This is a genomic window from Pseudomonas sp. PS02290 (assembly GCF_029960075.1).
Taxonomy (GTDB): Bacteria; Pseudomonadota; Gammaproteobacteria; order Pseudomonadales; family Pseudomonadaceae; genus Aquipseudomonas.
On the sequence record NZ_JASCOY010000026.1, the window covers coordinates 23,762 to 48,844 of the forward strand.

Genomic DNA, 25,083 nt, shown 5'->3' on the forward strand with positions numbered 1-25,083 from the left:
CTCAAGCCGGGCTTTCGGACCCGTCCTTGTTCACCACCGATGTCTTGCCGGGCAGCGCTTGTTGCTCAGCGCCCTCTTCCCCCTCAGGTGCCTGACGATTGTGCGGGCTCATCACCAGTTGTGGATAAGTTTGCGCGAATCGCACCTCAGCCGACTTATCCACAAGACGCTTGAGCCGGTCGTTGAATGCACGGCTCACCGCGTACTGCCCACCCGAAGAGGTGCGGAACTGCGCCGTGATGACAATGCCGTTCATGTCCATGCGGTCCAGCCCGAACACCTCCAGCGGCCCCTGCAGTTTGCTCGCCAGCAGCAAATCGTCGCTGATCGACTGGCCCGCTTCACGAATCAGCGAGGTCGCCGCGTCAACGTCCGTGTCGTAAGTGAACTGGAACGAGAAGAACGCATAAGCGAACTGCCGGGACTGGTTGGTGACGGCCTTGATCTGTCCGAACGGCACCGAATGCACGAAGCCCTTGCCGTCGCGCAGACGCAGGGTGCGGATGGTCAGGCTCTCGACTGTGCCGGCGTGGCCCGAATCCAGCACCACCCAGTCGCCGATGGAGATGGTGTCCTCGATGATGATGAACAGCCCGGTGATGACGTCCTGCACCAACTGCTGCGAACCGAAACCGATCGCCAGCCCGACAACCCCGGCACCGGCCAGCAGTGGCGCGACGTTGATGCCCAGGTTCGCCATCGTCGTGATGGTGCAGATCACCACCAGGATGATCTTCATCGCGTTGCGTAACAGCGGCAGGATGGTCTTCACCCGCGTGCTCGGCTGACGCGCGGAACGTCCATTGGCCGGAGGCTTCAGGGCTTCCTGAATGGCTGTATCCATCACCACCCACAGCAGCCAGGTCACCAGCAGAATCAGACCGATGCTGCTCAGCGAATCGCTGATCACTTTGCCCAGCGCATTGCGTTGGGCGAATTCAAACAGCGAGAAACCCCAGATCCGGCCCAGCAACTCGATGAAGCCAATCGCCAGCGCAATACGCATGACTGCGTGCAACAGGCTCAGCAAACGCTCCTTGTAAACACTGTCGGTCCGCGCCTCGGTGGGCTTGAACACGTGCTGGAACAAGGTGCTGAGAAACACCGCGCCGATCAACATGACCGTCGTCAGCAACGCGCAACGCAAGGCTTCCTGGCTGCCTTCGCCGGCGCCGATCAGATTCACCGCCGAGACCAGAATCATCAGCAGGATCGGCAAGTGCCACAGGCTGGAGAAAATCTTCAGCGTCTGTTGCACCGCGGGCCGCGCCAGCCGGGCGCCGAGGGAACGGTTGCGGATCAGATGCGCAATCGGCCGACGCATGCGGATGACGACCATGCCAAACATGACCGACGCCATCAGCCCGGTAAACGCGGCGATGCTGGTGGTCACGTTACCGCCGAACAGCCGGGCAATCTGCGGACTGGTCAGCGCGTCGCTCAACGCCGCGAGAAAGCCGATGATGAACAACGGGTGCGGCGCGTAGTGACGAATGATGCGCACCGCCGGCCGTTTGTGGCCCGAATTGAACAGCACGATCAGCGACAACAGCACGGATGTGGAGAAAATCCCGCTGCTGGTCGAGTACGCCAGACACAGCGCCAGCGCGCGCCCCACCGACGTCGGCATGAAGTGACTGACGTAGAGCGTCAGCGGCAGGCAGATCAGCGCCGGCACCATGTAAGGCAACACATAGCCCAGCACACCGACCACGCGATCGCGGCGAATCAGGAACCGATGCCGTGATAACCGATAGACCAGAAACGCGCCGATTCGGTTGAGCAGCAGGAACGCGCCCGCCCACACCAGGGACAGCATCACGAAATCGCCGGCAATCCGCCACGCGGAGCGCGACTGCGGCTTGTTGACCAGCGCGTCGATCTCGTCAGCGGCTCGGTCGGCGCGCAGGCGCCAGGAGTCGAGCAAGTGGCCATCTACATCGAGCTTGTCCTGCACGCTGTCGATGCTGGAACTGATGGCGCCGAGCAATCCGCCTTTGACCAGAATCTCCGCTTTGGCAGGATCCTCTGGCGCCGGGTCGGCAGGTGCGGCAGCGCCAGCAGTGGGAGCAGTGGCAGCGGCGGGGGCGTCGGCGGCTTGAACATTGACGCTGAAAACGCTTAACAGCAGGCACAGCAACAGAAAGGGTTTGAAATTCGGCAAAACGCGAGTCACTCCTTCGGTCAGGGAACCGTGGAAAAATAGGCCTTCTGGAACTGATCGAATTTCATCCGGCAAGTTCGTTTCCTAGGCGCAATCGTCATGTTGGCCGTTGACGGTCCGCCCGCCAGCAAATGTAACGAACCTTTACCGAGCCGCTTCGTCGTAGCCTTAACGAGGGCGACTGTCTCCAGTGCGCCCGCTCCGCCGAGGATCAACTCCATGTCGCTCATCCATCCCAAAGCTCATTTCCGTCCCTACACGTCTGCCGCCGGCGGCTGGGGCTCGGCAAAGTCGGTGATGGAGATTCTCTGGCGCGAGCAGGCGCCGATTCGAGCGGGGCTGCCGCTGATCAAGCAAAACAAACCGGGCGGATTCGCCTGCGTCAGCTGCGCGTGGGCCAAGCCCGGCAAACCCCACAGCCTGGAGTTCTGCGAAAACGGCGCGAAGGCCACGGCCTGGGAGCTGACGTCGCGCAAGACCGACCCGGCCTTTTTCGCCCGGCACACGCTCACCGAACTGCGCCAGTGGCCCGATTACGACCTTGAGCAACAGGGCCGCCTCACGCACCCCATGCGGTACAACGCAGCGACCGATCGCTATCAGGAAACCACGTGGGAGGAAGCCTACCGTGACATTGGCGCGCAGCTGAAAAGCATGACGCCCGACAGCGTGGTTTTTTATGCATCGGGCCGGGCCTCGCTGGAAACATCGTTCATGTACCAGCTCATTGCCCGCGCCTACGGCAACAACAATTTGCCCGACAGCTCGAACATGTGCCACGAGAGCACCTCGGTCGGCTTGCAGGAAAGTATCGGGGTACCCGTAGGAACGGTGACGCTGGATGACTTCGAGCACACCGACTGCATCCTGTTTTTCGGCCAGAACGTAGGCAGCAACAGCCCGCGGATGCTGCACCAACTGCGTGAAGCCCGGCAGCGTGACGTGCCGATCATCACGTTCAACCCGATCCGCGAGCGCGGCCTGGAACGCTTCGTCAATCCGCAGTCCCCGGTGGAAATGCTCGGGCCGAAGTCGACGGTCATCAGCACCCAATACCATCAGTTGGCAATCGGTGGCGACACGGCGGTTGTGCTAGGCATCGCCAAGTCGCTGTTTGAAATGGATGAAGCGGCGCTGGCAAAGGGTCAGCCCGGGATTATCGATCAGGCGTTTATCGCCCAGCACACTGAAGGGTTCGCCGAGTTCTGCAACTGCGTGCTCGAAACACCGTGGGAAACCATCGAGCGTCAGGCAGGCCTCAGCCGTAGCGCGCTGGAGGCAGTAGCGACGGTGTACGCCAGACACGAGCGCGTGATGCTGGTTTACGGCATGGGCATCACCCAACACCGGCGCGGGGTGACCAACGTACAGATGCTGGTGAATCTGCTCCTGCTGCGCGGCAACATCGGCAAGCGCGGCGCCGGGATTTGCCCGGTGCGGGGTCACTCCAATGTGCAGGGGCAGCGCACGGTTGGCATTACCGAAGACCCGAAAAAAATTCCTGTGGATAAAATTGAGGCGCTGTATGGCTTCTCGGTCCCGTCGAAAAAAGGCTTGAACACCGTTGAGACCTGCGAAGGACTGCTGGACGGGAGCGTGCGCGGATTCATCGGGCTCGGCGGGAATTTTCTGCGGGCGATCCCGGACACGTCCCGCATGGAGCCGGCCTGGAACACGTTGGACCTGAACGTCCAGATCGCGACCAAGCTGAACCGCACACATCTGGTTCCGGGGAAAAATGCGTGGATCCTGCCCTGCCTCGGGCGCATCGAAAAGGATGTGCAAAATGGCGTCGAGCAGGTCTATACCACTGAAGACAGCACCGGCTGCGTGCGGGCCTGGCAGGGTAATAGCGAACCGGCCAGCGCCCATCTCCGCGCCGAAATCGCCATCCTCGCGGGCATCGCCGAGGCAACGTTACCTGGGACCACTCAAATCGATTGGGACGCCTGGCGCCGCGATTACGCGCAGATTCGTCAGGGCATCGCTCAGGTCTACCCCGAGATTTTCCACGACATGGAAACCCGCATGTGGGAAACCGGCGGTTTTCATCGCCCCATTGCCGCAGCGAAGCGTGAGTGGAAAACCGAGAGCGGTCGAGCAATGTTCATTACGCCCGAGCTGCTTGAAGAAGACGATGACGTGTACCCGAACCATACTCGCCGCGACGTGCTGCAACTGATGACGCTGCGCAGCAACGACCAGTTCAACACCACGATCTACGGCTACGAAGATCGCTTCCGTGGCGTCAGCGGCACCCGCGCGGTCATCTTCATGAACCGTAACGATGTCCTGCGAATGGGCTTCAAACCGGGAGACTGGGTCAACGTCACCACCGCCATCGAGCCGCAGGTCACGCGTTCGGTAGGGCCTCTGCAGATCATCGCTTACGACATCCCCGAAAACTGCTGCGCAGCGTACTACCCCGAGTGCAACCCACTCGTTCCGTTGTGGCACCACGCTGAACGCAGCAAGGTGCCTGCGGCCAAATCCATCCCCGTTACGCTGGCCAAGGCCTCACCCAGCGCAGCCGATTTGAAACGTGCGCTGCCGGAGTCCGATCAGGTGCGTTGAGCCTGTTTTTGAATGAGTGGCTTGACGCAGGAGAACGTACGTTCTACCTTCTGCGTCATGAATATATCAACGAACCTCACCCGTGAGAAAATCCTCGCGACTGCCGAGCAACTCATTTATCAGAACGGCATCCAGGCCACCGGCATGGACCTTCTGGTGAAGACGTCGGGCGTCGCGAGGAAAAGCATCTATCGCTATTTCGCCACCAAAGACGATGTGGCCGCCGCTGCACTCAACGCCCGTGACGTGCGCTGGATGGACTGGTTCCGGACTGAATCAAACAAGGCCGACAGCCCTGAAGCGCGCATCCTGAATATGTTTGACGTGCTCAAAGGCTGGTTCGAGTCCGAAGGCTTTCGCGGCTGCGCGTTTATCAACACGGCAGGTGAAGTGGGCGACCCGCAAGACCCCATCCGTCTGATCGCCAAACTGCATAAACAAAAGCTGCTGGACTACACACTGGAGCTCTGCGAACAGCTTGGGATTGCCGATCCGCACGCCTTGGCCAAGCAGTTACTCATCCTCATGGACGGCGCGATCACCGTCGCCCGCGTCATGGGTGACCACAGTGCTGCTGAAAACGCCAAGGCGGTTGCGCAACTGATGCTGGAGCAGCGTTTGCGTTCCAGTTCCTAGCCTTAAACGTCCCACCCACCACCGAATCATCACCGCCTGGAGGTCCACCATGTCGTCCAATGCCCAGACTCGCCCGCCACTTCCCCCTTTCACCCGCGAATCCGCCATCGAGAAGGTTCGCCTGGCTGAGGATGGCTGGAACAGCCGGGACGCTGAAAAGGTTTCGCTGGCCTACACACTCGACACCAAATGGCGCAACCGCGCCGATTTCGCCGAGAACCGTGAAGAGGCGAAAAATTTCCTGATCCGCAAGTGGAACAAGGAGCTCGACTATCGCCTGATCAAAGAGCTCTGGGCGTTTACTGATAACCGCATCGCGGTGCGTTACGCGTACGAATGGCACGACGATTCAGGCAACTGGTTCCGTTCGTACGGCAACGAGAATTGGGAATTCAATGAAGACGGCTTGATGGCGCGGCGTTTCGCCTGCATCAATGACATGCCGATCAAGGAAGCGGATCGTAAGTTTCACTGGCCGCTGGGACGCCGCCCTGACGATCATCCCGGATTGTCGGATCTGGGTTTGTAATCTCCAGCGCGACCCAAAACAAAGCCCCCGACAGCTGAGCTGTGCGGGGGCTTTTGTTTGCAGCGTTATTGCGTTTGGGTAACGCGCTGCTTAGAACGGGATGTCGTCATCGAAGCTGTCGAAATCCGGTGCCGGCTGCGGCGCTTGTTGCGGCGCGGGACGCGACTCGCGCTGTGGCTGAGGAGCGGACTGCTGCGGGCGGGCCTGCTGTTGCGGACGCGGCGCGGAGTTCTGGGAGTTCTGATAACCGCCACCGCCCTGGCCCTGAGGAGCGCCGTCGCCCTGAGGACGGCCACCGAGCAACTGCATGGTGCCTTGCATGTCGACGACGATTTCAGTCGTGTAACGCTTGATGCCGTCTTTCTCCCACTCGCGGGTCTGCAGCTTGCCTTCGATGTAAACCTGCGAACCCTTGCGCAGGTACTCGCCGGCGATTTCGGCGACTTTGCCGAACATCGATACGCGGTGCCATTCGGTCTTCTCGACCTTCTGACCGGTTTGCTTGTCGGTCCACTGTTCGCTTGTCGCCAGACTCAGGTTGGTCACGGCATTACCGTTAGGCATGTAGCGGACTTCGGGATCCTGGCCGCATGTGCCGACCAATATGACTTTGTTTACCCCACGGGCCATAACGTTCTCCTAGGCTTCACACGTTTCCGACGCTGGATTGACCACTTCGTCGAAAGACGCCCGATCCAACAGTTCTTTGTCAAATTTGATATAGATGGCAGCCTCGTCGGCCACCACTACTGCATCTGTTACTCCACGTACGGCCAACACGCGATCGGCAAGGCCTGTGTCGCGTTGAGCCTCGGGCGACAACGGCAAGCGAAGGCTGGTTACGTAGGGAGGTTCGCGCATGGTAACAGCAAACGTTAGCCAGAGGGCGGCCAGCCCGGCGCCTCCCAGGAACACCACATCCAGTCCGCCGTGCTGGAAAAGCCACCCACCGAGGATGCCCCCCGCTGCCGAACCCAGGAACTGACTGGTGGAATAAATCCCCATCGCCGTGCCCTTCCCGCCCGCCGGAGACACTTTGCTGATCAGCGACGGCAGCGACGCTTCGAGCAAATTGAATGCGGTGAAAAAGACCACGGTACCGATGACCAGTGCTCGCAGCGTGTTGCCGAACTCCCAGAAGAATAGCTCAGTGAGCATCAGCACCAGTACGGCGCCGAGTAACACGCGCTTCATCTGACGCTTCTTTTCGCCGTAGATGATGAAAGGGATCATTGCGAAGAAAGAAATCAGCAGTGCGGTCAGATACACCCACCAGTGCTGCTCTTTGGGCAGGCCGGCTTTCTCGACGAGCGCCAGCGGCAATGCCACGAAACTGGACATCAGCATGGCGTGCAACGCGAAGATACCCAGGTCCAGACGCAACAGGTCAGGATGACGAAGCGTCGCGCCCAATGCCTGTCGCGCCAGACCGGACTCCCGGTGCTGCAGGGTTACCGTGGACTTGGGCACGACGAAGGCGACGATTGCCACGCCCACCAGCGCCATCGCGCCGGTCGCCAGAAACAGGCCGGACAATCCGAATGCACTGGTGAGAATGGGGCCGACCACCATCGCAACGGCGAAGGACACACCAATGGTCATGCCGATCATCGCCATGGCTTTGGTGCGATGCTGCTCGCGGGTCAGATCGGACAGTAACGCCATGACCGCAGCGGAGATAGCGCCCGCGCCTTGCAGAACCCGACCGGCGATCACGCCCCAGATCGAGGTCGACTGTGCGGCCAGCACGCTGCCGAGCGCAAACACGATCAGTCCCAGATAAATGACGGGACGACGGCCGATGCGATCAGAAATAATGCCAAACGGAATCTGCAGCACCGCTTGTGTCAGGCCGTAAGCGCCGATCGCCAGACCGATGAGTGCCGGGCTGGCGCCCGCAAGGTCCATCCCGTAAGTGGCGAGGACGGGCAGCACCATGAACATGCCAAGCATACGGAAGGCGAACACCAGCGCCAGACCGCCCGCGGCGCGGGTTTCGCTGCCGCTCATGCGCTCGCTGTGAGAATCGTGCATGAAGGAACCTCGTATGAACCGGCGGCGATTCTACCAGTCCCATCGTTTAGAGCACATACGACGGTTTGCCGCGCATCGCAGGAATTTTCTTTTTTCCAGGTGAGGCGGCGCGATCCTCAACAGTGTGTATCCATCCAGTATTTCCCCGTATACTTCCACGTTTTACACGCCCGCCGTGCGAGGCCAGCTTTGGACAAGATCTTGATTCGTGGGGCTCGAACCCACAACCTGAAGAACATCGACCTGACCCTTCCACGCGACAAGCTGATCGTCATCACCGGATTGTCCGGCTCGGGAAAATCGTCCCTTGCGTTCGATACGCTCTACGCCGAGGGCCAGCGCCGCTACGTCGAGTCGCTGTCCGCCTACGCGCGTCAGTTCCTGTCGATGATGGAGAAGCCGGACGTCGACACGATCGAAGGCCTGTCGCCGGCCATTTCCATCGAGCAGAAGTCCACGTCCCATAACCCGCGCTCGACCGTGGGCACCATCACCGAGATCTACGACTACCTGCGTCTGCTGTATGCGCGTGTGGGGCAGCCGCGTTGCCCGGATCACGACATTCCTCTGGAGGCGCAAACCGTCAGCCAGATGGTCGACCTGGTCCTGGCCCAGCCGGAAGGCGCCAAACTGATGCTGCTTGCCCCCGTGGTACGGGAGCGCAAAGGCGAGCATTTGGCCGTCTTCGAAGAGCTTCGCGCTCAGGGTTTCGTCCGCGCTCGGGTGAACGGTCGGCTGTGCGAGCTGGACGAACTTCCCAAGCTCGATAAACAGAAGAAGCACTCGATCGATGTCGTCGTTGACCGCTTCAAGGTGCGCTCGGACTTGCAACAGCGCTTGGCTGAGTCCTTCGAGACCGCGCTGAAGCTGGCCGACGGCATCGCGCTGGTTGCGCCGATGGACGACGAGCCCGGCGAAGAGATCATTTTCTCCGCGCGATTCGCTTGCCCAATCTGTGGCCATGCGATCAGCGAGCTTGAGCCAAAGCTGTTTTCGTTCAACAACCCCGCCGGCGCATGCCCAACCTGCGACGGGCTGGGCGTGAAACAGTTTTTCGACACCAAGCGCCTTGTCAATGGCGAGCTCACGCTGGCGGAAGGCGCGATTCGTGGCTGGGACCGGCGAAACGTCTATTACTTCCAGATGCTCGGCTCGTTGGCGAAGCATTACGGCTTCAGCCTGGAGGTGCCGTTCAAGGAACTGCCGGCCGATTTGCAGAAGGTCCTGCTGGGCGGCAGCGGTAAGGACAGCGTTGATTTCCGCTACCTGAACGACCGCGGCGACATCGTCAAACGTGCGCACCCGTTCGAAGGCATTGTCCCGAATCTTGAGCGCCGGTACCGGGAAACCGAATCGACAACGGTTCGCGAGGAGCTGGCGAAGTTTCTCAGTACCCAACCCTGCCCCGAATGTCGTGGCACGCGGTTGCGCCGAGAGGCCCGTCATGTGTGGGTTGGCGAGAAGACACTTCCCGCCGTCACCAACATGCCGATTGGCGACGCAACCAATTATTTTGGTGAGCTGAAGCTCACGGGGCGACGCGGCGAAATCGCTGACAAAATTCTCAAGGAAATTCGCGAGCGCCTGCAGTTCCTCGTTAACGTCGGGCTGGACTACCTGACACTGGATCGAAGCGCCGATACGCTTTCCGGGGGCGAGGCGCAGCGGATTCGTCTGGCCAGCCAGATCGGTGCAGGCCTGGTCGGCGTGATGTACATCCTCGATGAGCCTTCAATCGGCTTGCACCAGCGCGATAACGATCGGCTGCTGGACACGTTGCGGCACCTGCGAGACATCGGCAACACGGTGATTGTGGTGGAGCACGACGAGGACGCCATCCGACTGGCCGACTACGTGGTCGACATCGGGCCGGGCGCAGGCGTGCATGGCGGCAAGATTGTCGCGGAGGGCACACCACAGGAGGTGATGGATCATCCGGACTCGCTGACCGGTAAATACCTGTCGGGCCGGGTGAAGATCGCGGTCCCTGCCAAGCGGACGCCTCGCAATAAAAAGCTCTCGCTCAAACTCAAAGGCGCGCGTGGCAATAACCTGCGCAACGTCGATCTGGAAATTCCAATCGGCTTGCTGACCTGCGTGACCGGTGTATCGGGATCGGGCAAATCTACGCTGATCAACAACACGCTGTTCCCTCTCAGCGCTACTGCGCTCAATGGCGCAACGACGCTTGAGGCTTCGGCACACGACAGCATTGATGGCCTGCAGCATCTGGATAAAGTCGTTGATATTGACCAGAGCCCAATCGGGCGTACCCCACGGTCAAATCCTGCGACCTATACCGGGCTGTTCACGCCAATCCGTGAGCTATTCGCCGGCGTGCCCGAGTCAAGGTCTCGTGGCTACGGCCCTGGCCGATTCTCTTTCAACGTCAAGGGTGGTCGCTGCGAAGCGTGCCAGGGCGACGGCTTGATCAAGGTTGAGATGCATTTTCTGCCTGACATCTACGTTCCTTGCGATGTGTGCAAGAGCAAGCGATACAACCGTGAGACGCTTGAGGTTAAGTACAAGGGCAAAAACGTCCACGAGGTCCTGGAAATGACGATCGAGGAGGCGCGGACATTTTTCGACGCCGTGCCTGCCCTTGCCCGGAAGCTGCAGACGCTGATGGATGTGGGGCTGTCCTATATCAAACTTGGCCAGTCAGCGACCACGCTTTCTGGTGGTGAAGCGCAGCGGGTGAAGCTGTCGCGCGAGCTGTCCAAGCGTGACACCGGCAAGACCCTGTACATCCTCGACGAGCCCACCACCGGCCTGCACTTCGCGGATATTCAGCAATTGCTGGATGTATTGCATCGACTTCGCGACCACGGCAACACGGTTGTTGTGATCGAGCACAACCTGGATGTGATCAAGACCGCCGACTGGCTGGTCGACCTGGGCCCTGAAGGGGGTTCGAAAGGCGGGCAGATCATCGCGACCGGTACGCCAGAGCAGGTGGCGGACATGAAACAGTCCTACACCGGCCACTATCTGAAGCCGCTTCTGGAGCGCGATCGCGCCTGATTGCATGGCCTTAACAAAAAGCCCTTGTCGCAATATGCGGCAAGGGCTTTTTTTGTAGCGGCGGTCTGAGTAATCAGAACTGCGACTGAAGATAGTTTTCGAGTCCGATGGACTTGATCAGGCCTAATTGCTTCTCAAGCCAGTAGGTATGGTCTTCTTCGGTGTCGGCGAGTTGAATGCGGAGGATGTCGCGGCTGACGTAGTCTCTGTGCTGCTCACAGAGCGCAATACCTTTGCACAGTGCGGCTCGCACCTTGTATTCCAGGCGAAGATCGCTGGCGAGCATCTCCGGTACCGTAGTGCCCACATCCAGATCGTCAGGACGCATACGCGGAGTGCCTTCGAGCATCAGAATCCGGCGCATCAACGCATCTGCGTGTTGAGCCTCTTCTTCCATCTCGTGATTGATACGTTCGTACAGCTTGCTAAAACCCCAATCTTCGTACATCCGCGAGTGAACGAAATACTGGTCGCGCGCAGCCAGTTCGCCAGTCAACAGCGTGTTGAGGTAATCAATTACATCCGGGTGGCCTTGCATCGCCGTCCATCTCCACGTGAAAGGCGTTAGTTTGAACCAACCAGACTGGTTGGTCACCCTGCGGCATAGCAAATAAACATAGAAATCCGGCGAAATTCGGACATTTGGTACCGAAAAGACGGGTAAATGAGGAGGGTTCCGTTTATCACTTAGAATCACCCCGAATTGCGCTGAGCCTAGCGCTCCGGGAGGCTTTGGCGCGGACAACAAAAAACCGGGCACTAGGCCCGGTTCTTTGTATTGACTGATGTCTTATTCAGCGGCTTCTACAGAGCCACCGACAGGACGATCAACCAGTTCGACGTACGCCATGGGCGCGTTGTCGCCAGCGCGGAAGCCGCACTTGAGGATGCGCAGGTAGCCACCCTCACGAGTTGCATAACGCTTGCCCAGATCGTTAAACAGTTTGCCGACCATTTCTTTCGAACGGGTACGGTCAAATGCCAGACGACGGTTAGCAACGCTGTCAATCTTGGCCAAGGTGATCAGCGGCTCAGCAACGCGACGCAGTTCTTTGGCTTTCGGCAGGGTAGTTTTGATCAGCTCGTGCTCGAACAGCGACACCGCCATGTTTTGGAACATGGCCTTACGGTGAGAGCTGGTACGGCTCAGGTGACGTCCACTTTTACGATGACGCATGGTTCATTCCTTACCAAACAGTACGTTCGGTGATTACGACGATCAGGCAGTCGCCTTGTCGTCCTTCTTAAGACTTGCAGGCGGCCAGTTGTCGAGGCGCATGCCGAGGGAGAGACCACGAGAAGCCAGAACGTCCTTGATCTCGGTCAAGGATTTCTTGCCCAGGTTCGGAGTCTTCAACAGTTCTACTTCGGTGCGCTGAATCAGGTCGCCGATGTAGTAAATGTTCTCCGCCTTAAGGCAGTTGGCCGAACGTACGGTCAGTTCCAAATCGTCAACCGGACGAAGCAGGATCGGATCGATCTCGTCTTCCTGTTCGACTACAACGGGTTCGCTGTCACCTTTGAGGTCGACGAACGCAGCCAACTGCTGTTGCAGAATGGTTGCTGCACGACGGATAGCCTCTTCAGGATCCAGAGTACCGTTGGTTTCCAGATCGATAACCAGCTTGTCCAGGTTGGTACGTTGCTCGACACGGGCGTTTTCCACCACGTATGCAATGCGACGAACCGGGCTGAACGAAGAGTCGAGCTGCAAGCGACCAATGCTGCGGCTTTCGTCTTCATCGCTCTGACGCGAGTCTGCTGGTTCATAACCGCGACCACGAGCTACAACGAGCTTCATGTTCAGGGCGCCGTTAGACGCCAGGTTAGCGATTACGTGATCGGGGTTAACGATCTCGACATCATGATCCAGCTGAATATCGGCAGCGGTAACCACCCCCGAACCCTTCTTCGACAAGGTCAGCGTAACTTCGTCTCGACCGTGCAGCTTGATAGCCAGACCTTTCAGGTTCAACAGGATTTCAATGACATCTTCCTGTACACCTTCGATTGCGCTGTACTCATGGAGTACACCATCAATCTCGGCCTCGACTACTGCACAGCCGGGCATGGAGGACAACAGGATGCGGCGCAGCGCGTTGCCCAGGGTATGGCCGAAACCACGCTCGAGAGGCTCGAGAGTGATTTTGGCGCGGGTCGGACTGACAACCTGCACATCAATGTGGCGGGGTGTCAGGAACTCATTTACCGAAATCTGCATGGATGCACCTATTTTCTAGCCCTTACTTGGAGTAGAGCTCGACAATCAGGCTTTCGTTGATGTCGGCGGACAGATCACTGCGAGCTGGGACGCTTTTGAAGACGCCAGACTTTTTCTCAGTGTCTACTTCTACCCATTCTACGCGGCCACGTTGGGCACACAGATCGAGAGCCTGGACAATACGCAGCTGGCTCTTCGCTTTTTCGCGAATTGCCACTACGTCACCAGCACGGACCTGGTAGGACGGAACGTTAACGGTTTTGCCGTTTACGCTGACCGACTTGTGCGATACCAGCTGACGCGATTCGGCACGAGTCGAACCAAAGCCCATGCGGTATACAACGTTGTCCAGACGGCATTCGAGCAGTTGCAGCAGGTTCTCACCAGTTGCGCCTTTCTTGCCGGCAGCTTCTTTGTAGTAACCGCTGAACTGACGCTCGAGAACGCCATAAATACGACGGACTTTCTGCTTTTCACGCAGTTGGGTGCCGTAGTCGGACTGGCGACCGCGGCGTTGGCCGTGGATACCAGGTGCTGCTTCGATGTTGCACTTCGATTCGATCGCGCGCACGCCGCTCTTCAGAAAGAGATCGGTGCCTTCGCGACGAGCGAGTTTGCATTTTGGACCAATGTAACGAGCCATTCTTTACAATCTCCTGGATTACACGCGGCGCTTCTTCGGCGGACGGCACCCGTTGTGCGGGATTGGCGTCACGTCGGTGATGCTGGCGATCTTGTAGCCGCAGCCGTTCAAAGCACGGACAGCAGATTCACGACCTGGACCTGGACCTTTGACGTTGACGTCGAGGTTTTTCAGGCCGTATTCCAGCGCAGCTTGACCAGCACGTTCGGCAGCTACTTGAGCAGCAAACGGCGTGGACTTGCGGGAACCGCGGAAACCCGAACCACCGGAGGTTGCCCAGGACAGAGCGTTACCTTGACGGTCGGTGATGGTCACGATTGTGTTGTTAAAAGATGCATGGATGTGGGCGATGCCATCAACCACTGTCTTTTTAACTTTTTTACGAGGACGAGCAGCAGGTTTTGCCATGATTTAATTCCTGTCGATTCGCTGGGGCGATTACTTGCGGATCGGCTTACGCGGACCTTTACGGGTACGCGCGTTAGTCTTGGTACGCTGACCGCGTACTGGAAGACCACGACGATGACGCAGACCGCGATAGCAACCGAGGTCCATCAAGCGCTTGATTTTCATGTTGATTTCGCGACGCAGATCACCTTCAGTGGTGAACTTCGCGACTTCGCCACGCAGCTGTTCAATCTGCTCGTCGCTCAGATCTTTGATCTTTACCGCCGGGTTAACCCCGGTAGTAGCACAGATTTTGTGTGCAGTTGTGCGACCAACACCATAGATGTAGGTCAGCGAGATAACAGTATGCTTGTTATCTGGAATGTTAACGCCTGCAATACGGGCCATTCAGTGGGACTCCAATTGACAGCTACCTACGCCCCGGAAGCCAAGAAATAGGGCGCGAGATAATATCGCTGTAATAACAAATAATCAACCCAGCAGCGCACTAGCTGCTGGGCTTTTAGCACAGATCACATTTAGCCTTGGCGCTGCTTGTGACGTGGTTCCGCGCTGCAAATTACTCGAACAACACCTTCGCGGCGAATAATCTTGCAGTTGCGGCACAGCTTTTTCACCGATGCACGAACTTTCATCACCAACTCCTCGAACCTTATGGGTGCTTCAGCGCAGCATGCCGCTGCCGTAGCCCTTCAGGTTGGCTTTCTTCATCAGGGATTCATACTGGTGCGAAACGAGGTGCGATTGCACTTGGGACATGAAGTCCATCACAACCACGACCACGATCAGCAACGAGGTCCCGCCAAGGTAAAACGGCACGTTTGCAGCGACCACGAGAAACTGTGGAAGCAAGCACACGGCCATCATATAGAGAGCACCGAACATGGTCAGACGAGTCAGAACGCCATCAATATAGCGCGCAGACTGCTCACCAGGACGAATGCCCGGAATAAAGGCACCGGACTTCTTCAGGTTTTCCGCTACGTCTTTCGGATTGAACATCAACGCCGTATAGAAGAAGCAGAAGAAAATAATCCCTGCACTAAACAGCAGAATATTCAACGGCTGACCAGGTGCGATCGACTGCGAGATGTCCTGCAACCAGCCCATACCTTCAGACTGACCGAACCAGGCACCCAGCGAAGCCGGAAACAGCAAGATGCTGCTAGCGAAGATGGCAGGAATAACGCCCGCCATGTTCACTTTCAACGGCAAGTGGCTCGTCTGCGCAGCGAAGACCTTGCGGCCCTGCTGACGTTTGGCGTAGTGAACAGCAATACGACGCTGACCACGCTCGATGAACACCACGAAACCGATGATCGCTACTGCCAGCAAACCGATGGCGACCAAGGCGAAGATATTGATATCACCCTGACGTGCAGACTCGAAAGACTGCCCGATCGCTCTCGGAAGACCGGCGACGATACCCGAAAAAATCAACATCGAGATACCGTTGCCAACACCTCGCTCAGTGATCTGCTCGCCCAGCCACATCATGAACAGCGCACCAGCAACAAAGGTGGTGACTGCAACGAAGTGGAAGCCGATATCTGCTGAGAACGCAACGCCCTGACCGGCCAAACCAATGGACATGCCAATAGCTTGAACCAGAGCCAGGACGACGGTGCCATAGCGGGTGTACTGGCTGATCTTACGACGACCAGCCTCACCTTCCTTCTTCAACTGCTCCAGCTGCGGGCTGACCGCGGTCATGAGCTGCATGATGATCGATGCCGAGATATACGGCATGATCCCCAGTGCAAAAATGCTCATGCGCTCCAGCGCACCACCTGAAAACATGTTGAACAAGCTAAGAATGGTCCCCTCATTCTGTCGAAACAGGTCCGCCAGACGGTCAGGGTTGATACCCGGAACTGGGATATGCGCACCGATCCGATAGACGATAATCGCCAGGAACAGGAAACGCAGACGAGCCCAGAGTTCGGACAACCCGCCGCTTTTGCCTAGCGCTGAGAGAGCACCTTGCTTAGCCATTTATTCCTCGAACTTGCCGCCAGCTGCTTCGATAGCCGCACGCGCACCTTTGGTGGCTGCGATACCTTTGAGGGTGACTGCGCGAGTAACCTCACCGGACAGCATGATTTTCACACGCTGTACGTTTTGGTTGATCACGTTGGCATCCTTCAGGGACTGCACAGTGACGACGCCTTCTACTTTAGCCAGCTCGGAGGTGCGAACTTCAGCACGATCCATAGCTTTCAAAGAGACGAAGCCGAACTTGGGCAGACGACGATGCAACGGCTGTTGGCCGCCTTCGAAGCCCGGAGCAATGGTGCCACCGGAGCGGGAGGTCTGACCTTTGTGGCCACGGCCACCGGTCTTGCCCAAACCACTACCGATACCACGGCCCGGACGATGCTTTTCGCGACGGGAACCCGGCGCTGGACTCAGATCATTGAGTTTCATCGATTAACCCTCGACTCGCAGCATGTAGTAAGCCTTGTTGATCATCCCACGGTTTTCCGGGGTATCAACGACTTCTACAGTGTGACCGATGCGACGCAGACCCAAACCCTTAACGCACAATTTGTGGTTAGGGATGCGGCCGGTCATGCTTTTGATCAGCGTTACTTTAACGGTAGCCATGATCAGAAGATCTCCTGGACGTTCAGGCCGCGTTTAGCAGCGATGGACTCAGGGGACTGCATGGTCTTCAAACCCTTGAACGTTGCGTGAACAACGTTGACCGGGTTAGTCGAACCGTAGCACTTGGCCAGAACGTTGTGGACGCCAGCAACTTCGAGAACGGCGCGCATTGCGCCGCCAGCGATGATGCCAGTACCTTCCGACGCAGGCTGCATGTAGACCTTCGAAGCCCCATGAGCGGACTTGATAGCGTACTGCAGCGTGGTGCCGTTCAGATCGACCTGGATCATGTTGCGGCGAGCAGCTTCCATTGCCTTCTGGATCGCAGCAGGCACTTCACGTGACTTGCCACGGCCGAAGCCAACACGCCCTTTACCATCACCAACCACGGTCAACGCGGTGAAAGTGAAGATACGGCCGCCTTTAACGGTTTTTGCTACGCGATTAACTTGTACCAGCTTCTCGATGTAGCCTTCGTCGCGTTTTTGGTCGTTATTTGACATAACTTAGAACTCCAGCCCGCCTTCACGAGCAGCATCAGCCAGCGCCTTAACGCGACCGTGGTACTTGAAGCCAGAACGATCAAAAGCCACTTGCGATACACCGGCGGCTTTCGCACGCTCAGCGATCAGCTGGCCAACTTTAGTGGCCGCGTCGATGTTGCCAGTGGCGCCATCACGCAGTTCTTTGTCCAAAGTCGAGGCGTTTGCCAGGACTTTGCTGCCGTCGGCCGAGATGACCTGGGCATAAATGTGCTGCGAAGAGCGGTACACGCAGAGACGCACGACTTCGAGTTCGTGCATTTTCAGGCGTGCTTTGCGAGCGCGACGCAGTCGGGTAACTTTTTTGACGGTCATTTGCTATGCCCTACTTCTTCTTGGCTTCTTTACGACGGACGACTTCGTCCGCGTAACGCACGCCTTTGCCTTTGTACGGCTCTGGACGGCGGAAGTCGCGGATCTCAGCGGCCACTTGACCAACCAACTGCTTGTCGATACCGCGAATAACGATATCGGTTTGGTTGGGAGTCTCAGCGGTGATGCCTTCCGGCAATTCGTAGTCCACTGGGTGCGAGAAGCCAAGGGCCAGGTTCAGTACCGTGCCTTTTGCTTGCGCTTTGTAACCAACACCGACCAGCTGGAGCTTGCGCTCGAAGCCTTGGCTTACGCCTTGGACCATGTTGTTTACCAACGCACGAGTGGTACCGGCCATTGCGCGAGTTTGTTGATCGCCGTTGCGAGCAGCAAAACGCAGCTCACCGGACTCTTCAACAATTTCAACGGACGAATGAATGTTCAGGTCTAGAGTGCCCTTGGCACCCTTCACCGAAAGCTGCTGGCCGACGAGCTTGACTTCGACGCCTGCTGGCAACTTAACGGGGTTCTTAGCTACGCGTGACATGCTTATCCCCCCTTAGAACACAGTGCAAAGCACTTCGCCGCCGACACCGGCAGCGCGCGCAGCACGATCCGTCATCACACCTTTGTTGGTGGAGACGATAGACACACCGAGGCCGCCACGAACTTTTGGCAACTCATCGACGGACTTGTACTGACGCAGGCCTGGACGGCTAACGCGCTTCACTTCCTCGATGACCGGACGGCCTTCGAAGTACTTCAGCTCGATGGATAGCAACGGCTTTGTTTCGCTGCTGATCTGATAACCCGCAATGTAACCTTCGTCCTTCAGGACTTTGGCTACAGCCACCTTCAACGTGGAGGATGGCATGCTTACGACGGGCTTTTCAGCCATCTGGGCATTACGGATACGAGTTAGCATGTCCGCTAACGGGTCCTGCATACTCATGGGCTAGACGCTCCTGATACAAAAAAAATGAGCCTTACGGCTACAACCTGTCGCCTTAAAATTCCGGGCACGTGCGAGCACGGGCTCTGGCGAGCCGGCAATTCTAGGCGCACCCCAGAAATGAATCAAGCCCCAAAAGGGGCTTGATTCAAATTCAGGCTCTACGCCCATCGGTTCGACGTGAACACAATGGGCGTACTGCGTGAATAACTGCTTACCAGCTGGCTTTAACCAGACCTGGTACGTCGCCACGCATTGCTGCTTGACGCAGCATGTTACGGCCGAGGCCGAACTTGCGGTACACGCCGTGCGGACGACCTGTCAGGCGGCAACGGTTACGCATGCGCGAGGCACTTGCGTCACGTGGCTGCTTCTGCAGTGCGACCGTAGCTTCCCAACGTGCTTCTGGACTTGCGTTCAGATCCACGATGATCGCTTTCAGCGCAGCACGCTTGGTAGCGTACTTGGCAACGGTGAGCTGACGCTTCAGCTCACGGTTTTTCATGCTCTTCTTGGCCATGGTCCTACTCCAATCAGTTGCGGAACGGGAACTTGAAAGCACGCAGCAATGCGCGACCTTCTTCGTCCGTACGAGCAGTGGTGGTCAGGGTAATGTCCAGACCGCGCAGGGCATCGATCTTGTCGTAGTCGATTTCCGGGAAAATGATCTGCTCTTTAACGCCCATGCTGTAGTTACCACGACCATCGAAGGACTTGGCATTCAGGCCGCGGAAGTCGCGGACCCGAGGCAGGGAGATCGACAGCAGACGATCCAGGAATTCATACATACGCTCACGGCGCAGAGTCACTTTGACGCCGATCGGCCAACCTTCACGGACTTTAAAGCCAGCGATAGATTTGCGAGCGTAGGTCACGACGACTTTTTGGCCGGTGATTTTTTCCAGATCTGCAACAGCGTGCTCGATGACTTTTTTGTCGCCGATCGCTTCGCCCAGACCCATGTTCAGGGTGATCTTGGTAACGCGTGGAACTTCCATCACGTTCGAAAGCTTAAGTTCTTCCTTAAGCTTCGGTGCGATTTCTTTCCAGTAAATCTCTTTTAGTCGTGCCATGGTCTTCTACCTAGCAGTGTTCAAGCATCAACCGCTTTTTGGGTCGACTTGAAGACACGAATTTTCTTGCCGTCTTCAACTTTGAAACCAACGCGGTCAGCCTTGTTGGTTGCGCCGTTGAAAATGGCGACGTTAGAAGCGTGCAATGGCGCTTCTTTCTCGACGATACCGCCCTGTACGCCCGACATCGGGTTTGGCTTGGTATGACGCTTCACCAGGTTGATCCCACCAACGACCAAGCGGTCGTCAGCGAGAACCTTGAGCACCTTACCGCGCTTACCTTTGTCTTTGCCGGCGATCACGATGATCTCGTCGTCACGACGAATCTTTTGCATGTCGGATCTCCTTACAGCACTTCTGGGGCGAGCGAGACGATCTTCATGAACTTCTCAGTACGAAGTTCACGGGTCACTGGCCCAAAGATACGGGTGCCGATCGGCTCTTGCTTGTTGTTCAACAGAACAGCAGCGTTGCCATCAAAGCGGATGATGGAGCCGTCTGCGCGACGAACACCATGGCGAGTGCGGACTACTACTGCAGTCATCACTTGGCCTTTTTTCACCTTACCGCGCGGAATTGCTTCCTTGACGGTAACTTTGATGATGTCACCGATACCAGCGTAACGACGATGAGAGCCACCAAGCACCTTGATGCACATAACGCGGCGTGCGCCGCTGTTATCGGCCACATCGAGCATGGATTGAGTCTGAATCATATAATTTCTCCGACCCCTAGCCCTTAGACTTCCACAGCGCGTTCGAGAACATCAACCAGTGCCCAGGACTTAGTCTTGGCCATCGGACGAGTTTCACGAATAGTGACCTTGTCGCCGATGTGGCACTGATTGGTTTCGTCGTGCGCGTGCAGCTTAGTCGAACGCTTAACGTATTTACCGTAGATTGGGTGCTTGACGCGACGCTCGATCAGTACGGTGATGGTCTTGTCCATCTTGTCGCTGACGACACGGCCAGTCAGCGTACGGACGGTTTTTTCGGCTTCAGCCATGATTACTTACCTGCCTGCTGGTTGAGCACAGTCTTCACGCGAGCGATGTCACGCTTAACTTGCGAGAGCAGGTGAGACTGCCCCAACTGGCCAGTTGCTTTCTGCATGCGCAGATTGAACTGGTCGCGCAGCAAGCCGAGCAGTTGCTCGTTCAGTTGCTGTGCTGATTTTTCACGAAGTTCATTCGCTTTCATCACATCACCGTCCGCTTAACAAAGGAGGTGGCGAGCGGCAGCTTTGCAGCAGCCAGGGCGAAAGCCTCACGCGCCAACTCTTCGGAAACACCCTCGATTTCATACAGGACTTTGCCTGGCTGAATCTGGGCAACCCAGTACTCCACGTTACCCTTACCTTTACCCATCCGAACTTCGAGTGGCTTTTTGGTGACAGGCTTGTCCGGGAATACACGGATCCAGATCTTGCCGCCACGTTTAACGTGACGGGTCAGTGCACGACGCGCTGACTCGATCTGACGAGCGGTGAGACGACCACGAGCGACAGACTTCAGCGCGAACTCGCCGAAGCTGACTTTGCTACCGCGCAATGCCAGACCACGGTTGTGGCCGGTCATCTGCTTGCGGAACTTCGTACGCTTAGGTTGCAACATTTGGCGTACCCCTTACTTAGCAGCTTTTTTACGAGGCGCTGGTGCTTGCGGTTTCAGCTCTTCTTGGCGACCACCAATTACTTCGCCTTTGAAGATCCAAACCTTTACACCGATCACACCGTAAGTGGTGTGAGCTTCGTAGTTGGCATAGTCGATGTCGGCACGCAGGGTGTGCAATGGCACACGACCTTCGCGATACCATTCAGTGCGTGCGATTTCAGCACCGCCGAGACGACCGCTCACTTGGATTTTGATGCCTTTGGCACCAATGCGCATGGCGTTCTGCACTGCGCGCTTCATAGCGCGACGGAACATTACGCGACGCTCCAGCTGCTGAGCTACGCTCTGCGCAACCAGCATACCGTCGAGCTCCGGCTTACGGATCTCTTCGATATTGATGTGCACAGGCACACCCATTTGCTTGGTCAGGTCCTGACGCAGCTTCTCAACATCTTCACCTTTCTTCCCGATAACGATACCTGGACGAGCGGTGTGGATGGTGATGCGTGCAGTCTGCGCCGGACGATGGATATCGATACGGCTTACGGACGCGCTTTTTAGTTTGTCTTGGAGATACTCTCGCACCTTCAGATCAGCGAACAAATAGTCCGCATAAGTCCGACCGTCTGCGTACCAGACGGAGGTGTGCTCCTTGACGATTCCCAGGCGAATGCCAATGGGATGTACTTTCTGACCCATCTCTTCGACTCCGTTACTTGTCAGCAACCTTGACAGTGATATGGCAAGACCGCTTGACGATGCGATCAGCACGGCCTTTGGCACGTGGCATGATGCGCTTCAGCGAACGCCCTTCGTTGACGAAAACGGTGGAGACCTTGAGGTCATCAACGTCTGCGCCTTCGTTATGCTCGGCGTTGGCTACGGCCGACTCCAGCACTTTCTTCATGATCTCGGCGGCTTTCTTACTGCTGAAAGCCAACAGGTTGAGCGCTTCGCCCACCTTCTTCCCGCGGATCTGGTCGGCGACCAAGCGGGCTTTCTGGGCGGAGATTCGAGCGCCCGACAACTTAGCGGCTACTTCCATCGTTCCTTACCCCTTAACGCTTGGCTTTCTTGTCTGCCACGTGCCCACGATAAGTGCGGGTACCGGCAAACTCGCCTAGTTTGTGGCCGACCATGTCTTCGTTCACGAGAACAGGAACATGCTGACGACCGTTATGCACAGCAATGGTCAAACCGACCATTTGTGGCAGGATCATAGAACGACGCGACCAGGTCTTAACTGGTTTGCGATCGTTCTTTTCCGCCGCCACTTCGATCTTCTTCAGTAGGTGAAGATCAATAAAAGGACCTTTTTTCAGAGAACGTGGCACTGTCGTATCCCTCTATTTACTTGCGACGACGGACGATCATTTTGTCGGTACGCTTATTACCACGAGTCTTCGCGCCCTTAGTCGGGAAGCCCCACGGCGATACCGGATGACGACCACCAGAGGTACGACCTTCACCACCACCATGTGGGTGGTCAACCGGGTTCATGGCAACACCACGAACGGTTGGGCGAACGCCACGCCAGCGTTTGGCACCAGCTTTACCCAGCGAACGCAGGCTGTGCTCGGAGTTCGAGACCTCACCCAGAGTCGCACGGCATTCAGCCAGAACTTTACGCATCTCACCGGAGCGAAGACGCAGAGTCACGTAGACACCTTCACGAGCGATCAGCTGTGCAGACGCACCAGCAGAACGAGCGATCTGAGCACCTTTACCCGGCTTCAGTTCGATGCCGTGAACGGTAGAACCCACTGGGATGTTGCGCAGCTGCAGGGCGTTGCCTGGCTTGATTGGAGCCAAAGCGCCCGCGATCAGCTGGTCGCCAGCACTCACGCCTTTAGGCGCGATGATGTAACGACGCTCGCCGTCTGCGTACAGCAGCAGTGCGATGTGAGCAGTACGGTTTGGATCGTATTCAATACGCTCGACGGTGGCAGCAATGCCATCCTTATCGTTGCGACGGAAATCTACCAGACGATAATGCTGCTTATGACCACCACCGATGTGACGAGTAGTGATGCGGCCATTGTTGTTACGACCACCAGTCTTCGATTTTTTCTCGAGCAGCGGTGCGTGAGGAGCGCCTTTATGCAGCTCCTGGTTGACCACCTTGACCACAAAACGGCGGCCAGGGGAAGTCGGTTTGCATTTAACGATTGCCATGATGCACCCCTTCCTTACTCAGCACTGCTGCTGAAATCGAGATCTTGGCCTGGCTGAAGGGAGATAACCGCCTTCTTCCAGTCATTACGCTTGCCCAGACCGCGAGCAGTGCGCTTGGTCTTACCCATAACATTCAGGGTAGTGACACGCTCTACTTTCACGCTGAACAGGCTTTCGACGGCCTTCTTGATTTCCAGCTTGGTTGCATCAGTAGCAACCTTGAAAACGAACTGACCTTTTTTGTCTGCCAGAACCGTAGCCTTCTCGGAAACGTGCGGGCCAAGCAGAACTTTAAATACGCGTTCCTGGTTCATCCCAGCAGCTCCTCGAATTTCTTCACGGCCGACACAGTGATCAACACTTTGTCGTATGCGATCAGACTAACTGGATCGGAACCTTGAACATCACGTACATCAACGTGCGGCAGGTTACGAGCAGCCAGGTACAGGTTCTGATCAACAGCGTCCGACACGATCAAAACGTCGGTCAGGCTCATGTCATTCAGTTTGCCCAGCAGATCTTTGGTTTTCGGCGATTCAACAGCGAAATCCTGAACCACGACCAAACGATCAGTACGAACCAGTTCAGCAAGGATGGAGCGCAGTGCAGCGCGATACATCTTCTTGTTGAGCTTCTGAGAGTGATCTTGAGGACGTGCTGCGAAAGTGGTACCGCCGCCGCGCCAGATCGGGCTACGGATAGTACCGGCACGAGCACGGCCAGTACCCTTTTGACGCCAAGGGCGCTTACCGCCACCGGATACGTCAGAACGGGTCTTTTGCTGCTTGCTACCCTGACGACCGCCAGCCATGTAGGCCACGACTGCCTGGTGAACCAGCGTCTCGTTGAATTCGCCGCCAAATGTCAGTTCGGAAACTTCGATCGCTTGAGCGTCATTTACATTTAATTGCATGTCAGCTTCCCCTTAACCGCGAGCCTTGGCTGCTGGACGTACAACCACATTGCCGCCAGTAGCGCCAGGAACAGCACCCTTGACCAACAACAGATTGCGTTCAGCGTCCACGCGCACTACTTCCAGGGACTGCACGGTCACGCGCTCAGCGCCCATATGACCGGACATTTTTTTGCCCTTGAATACACGACCAGGAGTCTGGCACTGGCCGATAGAGCCCGGGACGCGGTGGGACACGGAGTTACCGTGAGTATTATCTTGACCACGGAAATTGTGGCGCTTGATAGTACCTTGGAAGCCTTTACCCTTCGACTGACCGGTAACATCTACCATCTGGCCAGCAGCAAAGATTTCTGCATTGATCAGATCGCCAGCCTTGTATTCGCCTTCTTCAAGACGAAATTCCAGGACGGTACGACCTGCGGCAACGTTCGCTTTAGCGAAGTGACCTGCCTGAGCAGCAGTCACACGGGAAGCACGACGAACGCCGACAGTGACTTGCACTGCACGATAGCCATCGACTTCTTCGGTTTTGAACTGGGTGACGCGATTCGGCTCGATCTCAATGACCGTAACCGGAATGGAGACACCTTCTTCGGTGAAAATACGGGTCATACCGCATTTACGACCGACTACACCAATAGTCATGTTGTAAACCTCATGA

General features: G+C 57.0%; 36 protein-coding genes. 4 read left to right on the forward strand and 32 right to left on the reverse strand.

The window, feature by feature from the left end; genetic code table 11:
• Position 1 precedes the first annotated feature (1 nt).
• Together QMX88_RS13745 and QMX88_RS13750 are read right to left on the reverse strand one after the other, a co-directional pair.
• The gene (locus tag QMX88_RS13745) at positions 2-2,164 is read right to left on the reverse strand and encodes a mechanosensitive ion channel family protein (protein WP_282370159.1); all 2,163 of its coding nucleotides are present in this window, start codon (positions 2,162-2,164) and stop codon (positions 2-4) included.
• Positions 2,165-2,184: 20 nt separating this feature from the next.
• Entirely contained in the window at positions 2,185-2,385 is a 201-nt protein-coding gene (locus QMX88_RS13750) for a hypothetical protein (protein ID WP_282370161.1), read from the reverse strand.
• On the opposite strand from QMX88_RS13750, the gene QMX88_RS13755 reads away from it, so the two are divergent.
• From QMX88_RS13755 to QMX88_RS13765, 3 genes are read left to right on the forward strand one after another with little or no spacing between them, the layout of a single operon-like run.
• Complete coding sequence (locus tag QMX88_RS13755; protein ID WP_282370162.1) at positions 2,384-4,738, forward strand: FdhF/YdeP family oxidoreductase; 2,355 nt, start codon at positions 2,384-2,386, stop codon at positions 4,736-4,738. The two genes, QMX88_RS13750 and QMX88_RS13755, sit on opposite strands and share 2 nt — an antisense overlap.
• Before the next feature lie 57 nt (positions 4,739-4,795).
• Positions 4,796-5,374 (forward strand): TetR/AcrR family transcriptional regulator, encoded by a 579-nt coding sequence (locus QMX88_RS13760; protein ID WP_282370163.1) that lies wholly within the window; start codon positions 4,796-4,798, stop codon positions 5,372-5,374.
• A 49-nt stretch (positions 5,375-5,423) separates the two neighbouring features.
• Positions 5,424-5,903 (forward strand): nuclear transport factor 2 family protein, encoded by a 480-nt coding sequence (locus tag QMX88_RS13765; protein ID WP_282370165.1) that lies wholly within the window; start codon positions 5,424-5,426, stop codon positions 5,901-5,903.
• Between the two features lie 90 nt (positions 5,904-5,993).
• Here the strand turns inward: QMX88_RS13765 and QMX88_RS13770 are convergent, their stop codons facing one another.
• Together QMX88_RS13770 and QMX88_RS13775 are read right to left on the reverse strand one after the other, a co-directional pair.
• Complete coding sequence (locus tag QMX88_RS13770) at positions 5,994-6,533, reverse strand: single-stranded DNA-binding protein (protein WP_037017756.1); 540 nt, start codon at positions 6,531-6,533, stop codon at positions 5,994-5,996.
• A gap of 9 nt (positions 6,534-6,542) precedes the next feature.
• Positions 6,543-7,937: an MFS transporter gene (locus QMX88_RS13775; protein WP_282370170.1), complete on the reverse strand. Its 1,395-nt coding sequence runs from the start codon at positions 7,935-7,937 to the stop codon at positions 6,543-6,545.
• Between the two features lie 189 nt (positions 7,938-8,126).
• On the opposite strand from QMX88_RS13775, the gene uvrA reads away from it, so the two are divergent.
• On the forward strand, positions 8,127-10,961 hold the full coding sequence (gene uvrA, locus QMX88_RS13780) for an excinuclease ABC subunit UvrA (RefSeq protein ID WP_192174977.1): 2,835 nt from the start codon (positions 8,127-8,129) through the stop codon (positions 10,959-10,961).
• A gap of 73 nt (positions 10,962-11,034) precedes the next feature.
• On the opposite strand, the gene bfr is transcribed toward uvrA, so the two are convergent.
• The 28 genes from bfr to rplC all read right to left on the reverse strand — a co-directional run bounded on the left by bfr (position 11,035) and on the right by rplC (position 25,067).
• The gene (gene bfr / locus QMX88_RS13785; protein WP_122623962.1) at positions 11,035-11,499 is read right to left on the reverse strand and encodes a bacterioferritin; all 465 of its coding nucleotides are present in this window, start codon (positions 11,497-11,499) and stop codon (positions 11,035-11,037) included.
• 252 nt (positions 11,500-11,751) lie between these two features.
• Positions 11,752-12,138 (reverse strand): 50S ribosomal protein L17, encoded by a 387-nt coding sequence (gene rplQ / locus QMX88_RS13790; RefSeq protein WP_074891753.1) that lies wholly within the window; start codon positions 12,136-12,138, stop codon positions 11,752-11,754.
• Between the two features lie 42 nt (positions 12,139-12,180).
• Positions 12,181-13,182 (reverse strand): DNA-directed RNA polymerase subunit alpha, encoded by a 1,002-nt coding sequence (locus QMX88_RS13795; protein ID WP_007970428.1) that lies wholly within the window; start codon positions 13,180-13,182, stop codon positions 12,181-12,183.
• A gap of 22 nt (positions 13,183-13,204) precedes the next feature.
• On the reverse strand, positions 13,205-13,825 hold the full coding sequence (gene rpsD / locus QMX88_RS13800; RefSeq protein WP_282370182.1) for a 30S ribosomal protein S4: 621 nt from the start codon (positions 13,823-13,825) through the stop codon (positions 13,205-13,207).
• Between the two features lie 18 nt (positions 13,826-13,843).
• On the reverse strand, positions 13,844-14,233 hold the full coding sequence (gene rpsK, locus QMX88_RS13805) for a 30S ribosomal protein S11 (RefSeq protein ID WP_002555466.1): 390 nt from the start codon (positions 14,231-14,233) through the stop codon (positions 13,844-13,846).
• Between the two features lie 30 nt (positions 14,234-14,263).
• Complete coding sequence (gene rpsM, locus QMX88_RS13810) at positions 14,264-14,620, reverse strand: 30S ribosomal protein S13 (protein ID WP_037017739.1); 357 nt, start codon at positions 14,618-14,620, stop codon at positions 14,264-14,266.
• Between the two features lie 131 nt (positions 14,621-14,751).
• Complete coding sequence (gene rpmJ / locus QMX88_RS13815; protein ID WP_002555468.1) at positions 14,752-14,868, reverse strand: 50S ribosomal protein L36; 117 nt, start codon at positions 14,866-14,868, stop codon at positions 14,752-14,754.
• Between the two features lie 28 nt (positions 14,869-14,896).
• Complete coding sequence (gene secY, locus QMX88_RS13820) at positions 14,897-16,228, reverse strand: preprotein translocase subunit SecY (RefSeq protein ID WP_065988454.1); 1,332 nt, start codon at positions 16,226-16,228, stop codon at positions 14,897-14,899.
• The gene (gene rplO, locus QMX88_RS13825; RefSeq protein WP_037017733.1) at positions 16,229-16,660 is read right to left on the reverse strand and encodes a 50S ribosomal protein L15; all 432 of its coding nucleotides are present in this window, start codon (positions 16,658-16,660) and stop codon (positions 16,229-16,231) included.
• Positions 16,661-16,663: 3 nt separating this feature from the next.
• A complete protein-coding gene (gene rpmD, locus QMX88_RS13830) occupies positions 16,664-16,840 on the reverse strand; it encodes a 50S ribosomal protein L30 (protein ID WP_028621547.1) in 177 nt (58 codons plus the stop codon).
• Positions 16,841-16,842: 2 nt separating this feature from the next.
• Entirely contained in the window at positions 16,843-17,343 is a 501-nt protein-coding gene (gene rpsE / locus QMX88_RS13835; protein WP_037017729.1) for a 30S ribosomal protein S5, read from the reverse strand.
• A gap of 3 nt (positions 17,344-17,346) precedes the next feature.
• Complete coding sequence (gene rplR / locus QMX88_RS13840) at positions 17,347-17,697, reverse strand: 50S ribosomal protein L18 (protein WP_037017727.1); 351 nt, start codon at positions 17,695-17,697, stop codon at positions 17,347-17,349.
• A gap of 10 nt (positions 17,698-17,707) precedes the next feature.
• Positions 17,708-18,241 (reverse strand): 50S ribosomal protein L6, encoded by a 534-nt coding sequence (gene rplF / locus QMX88_RS13845; protein WP_108121485.1) that lies wholly within the window; start codon positions 18,239-18,241, stop codon positions 17,708-17,710.
• Positions 18,242-18,253: 12 nt separating this feature from the next.
• Positions 18,254-18,646 (reverse strand): 30S ribosomal protein S8, encoded by a 393-nt coding sequence (gene rpsH, locus QMX88_RS13850; RefSeq protein WP_037017722.1) that lies wholly within the window; start codon positions 18,644-18,646, stop codon positions 18,254-18,256.
• Between the two features lie 214 nt (positions 18,647-18,860).
• Positions 18,861-19,166 (reverse strand): 30S ribosomal protein S14, encoded by a 306-nt coding sequence (gene rpsN, locus QMX88_RS13855; protein ID WP_003186042.1) that lies wholly within the window; start codon positions 19,164-19,166, stop codon positions 18,861-18,863.
• A gap of 13 nt (positions 19,167-19,179) precedes the next feature.
• Positions 19,180-19,719, reverse strand: a complete 540-nt coding sequence (gene rplE, locus QMX88_RS13860) for a 50S ribosomal protein L5 (protein ID WP_037017720.1) — start codon at positions 19,717-19,719, stop codon at positions 19,180-19,182.
• 20 nt (positions 19,720-19,739) lie between these two features.
• Positions 19,740-20,054 carry a 50S ribosomal protein L24 gene (gene rplX / locus QMX88_RS13865; RefSeq protein ID WP_002555478.1) on the reverse strand — a complete coding sequence of 105 codons (315 nt, stop codon included), beginning with the start codon at positions 20,052-20,054 and terminating at the stop codon, positions 19,740-19,742.
• Positions 20,055-20,065: 11 nt separating this feature from the next.
• Positions 20,066-20,434, reverse strand: coding sequence for a 50S ribosomal protein L14 (gene rplN / locus QMX88_RS13870; protein WP_002555479.1), 369 nt, complete (start codon positions 20,432-20,434; stop codon positions 20,066-20,068).
• 23 nt (positions 20,435-20,457) lie between these two features.
• Positions 20,458-20,724, reverse strand: coding sequence for a 30S ribosomal protein S17 (gene rpsQ / locus QMX88_RS13875; protein WP_003194644.1), 267 nt, complete (start codon positions 20,722-20,724; stop codon positions 20,458-20,460).
• Between the two features lie 2 nt (positions 20,725-20,726).
• Positions 20,727-20,918, reverse strand: a complete 192-nt coding sequence (rpmC, locus tag QMX88_RS13880) for a 50S ribosomal protein L29 (protein WP_002555481.1) — start codon at positions 20,916-20,918, stop codon at positions 20,727-20,729.
• Entirely contained in the window at positions 20,918-21,331 is a 414-nt protein-coding gene (gene rplP, locus QMX88_RS13885; protein WP_003186052.1) for a 50S ribosomal protein L16, read from the reverse strand. The genes rpmC and rplP overlap by 1 nt, the downstream gene beginning before the upstream one ends.
• A 12-nt stretch (positions 21,332-21,343) precedes the next feature.
• Complete coding sequence (gene rpsC / locus QMX88_RS13890; RefSeq protein ID WP_003176422.1) at positions 21,344-22,030, reverse strand: 30S ribosomal protein S3; 687 nt, start codon at positions 22,028-22,030, stop codon at positions 21,344-21,346.
• Positions 22,031-22,043: 13 nt separating this feature from the next.
• Positions 22,044-22,376 (reverse strand): 50S ribosomal protein L22, encoded by a 333-nt coding sequence (rplV, locus tag QMX88_RS13895; protein ID WP_003103908.1) that lies wholly within the window; start codon positions 22,374-22,376, stop codon positions 22,044-22,046.
• Between the two features lie 13 nt (positions 22,377-22,389).
• Entirely contained in the window at positions 22,390-22,665 is a 276-nt protein-coding gene (gene rpsS / locus QMX88_RS13900) for a 30S ribosomal protein S19 (protein WP_002555486.1), read from the reverse strand.
• 16 nt (positions 22,666-22,681) lie between these two features.
• A complete protein-coding gene (gene rplB, locus QMX88_RS13905) occupies positions 22,682-23,506 on the reverse strand; it encodes a 50S ribosomal protein L2 (RefSeq protein ID WP_003210080.1) in 825 nt (274 codons plus the stop codon).
• Positions 23,507-23,520: 14 nt separating this feature from the next.
• Positions 23,521-23,820 carry a 50S ribosomal protein L23 gene (rplW, locus tag QMX88_RS13910; protein WP_065988457.1) on the reverse strand — a complete coding sequence of 100 codons (300 nt, stop codon included), beginning with the start codon at positions 23,818-23,820 and terminating at the stop codon, positions 23,521-23,523.
• Positions 23,817-24,419 carry a 50S ribosomal protein L4 gene (gene rplD, locus QMX88_RS13915; protein ID WP_037017717.1) on the reverse strand — a complete coding sequence of 201 codons (603 nt, stop codon included), beginning with the start codon at positions 24,417-24,419 and terminating at the stop codon, positions 23,817-23,819. The genes rplW and rplD overlap by 4 nt, the downstream gene beginning before the upstream one ends.
• Before the next feature lie 12 nt (positions 24,420-24,431).
• Positions 24,432-25,067: a 50S ribosomal protein L3 gene (gene rplC, locus QMX88_RS13920; protein WP_065988459.1), complete on the reverse strand. Its 636-nt coding sequence runs from the start codon at positions 25,065-25,067 to the stop codon at positions 24,432-24,434.
• Positions 25,068-25,083 lie beyond the last annotated feature (16 nt).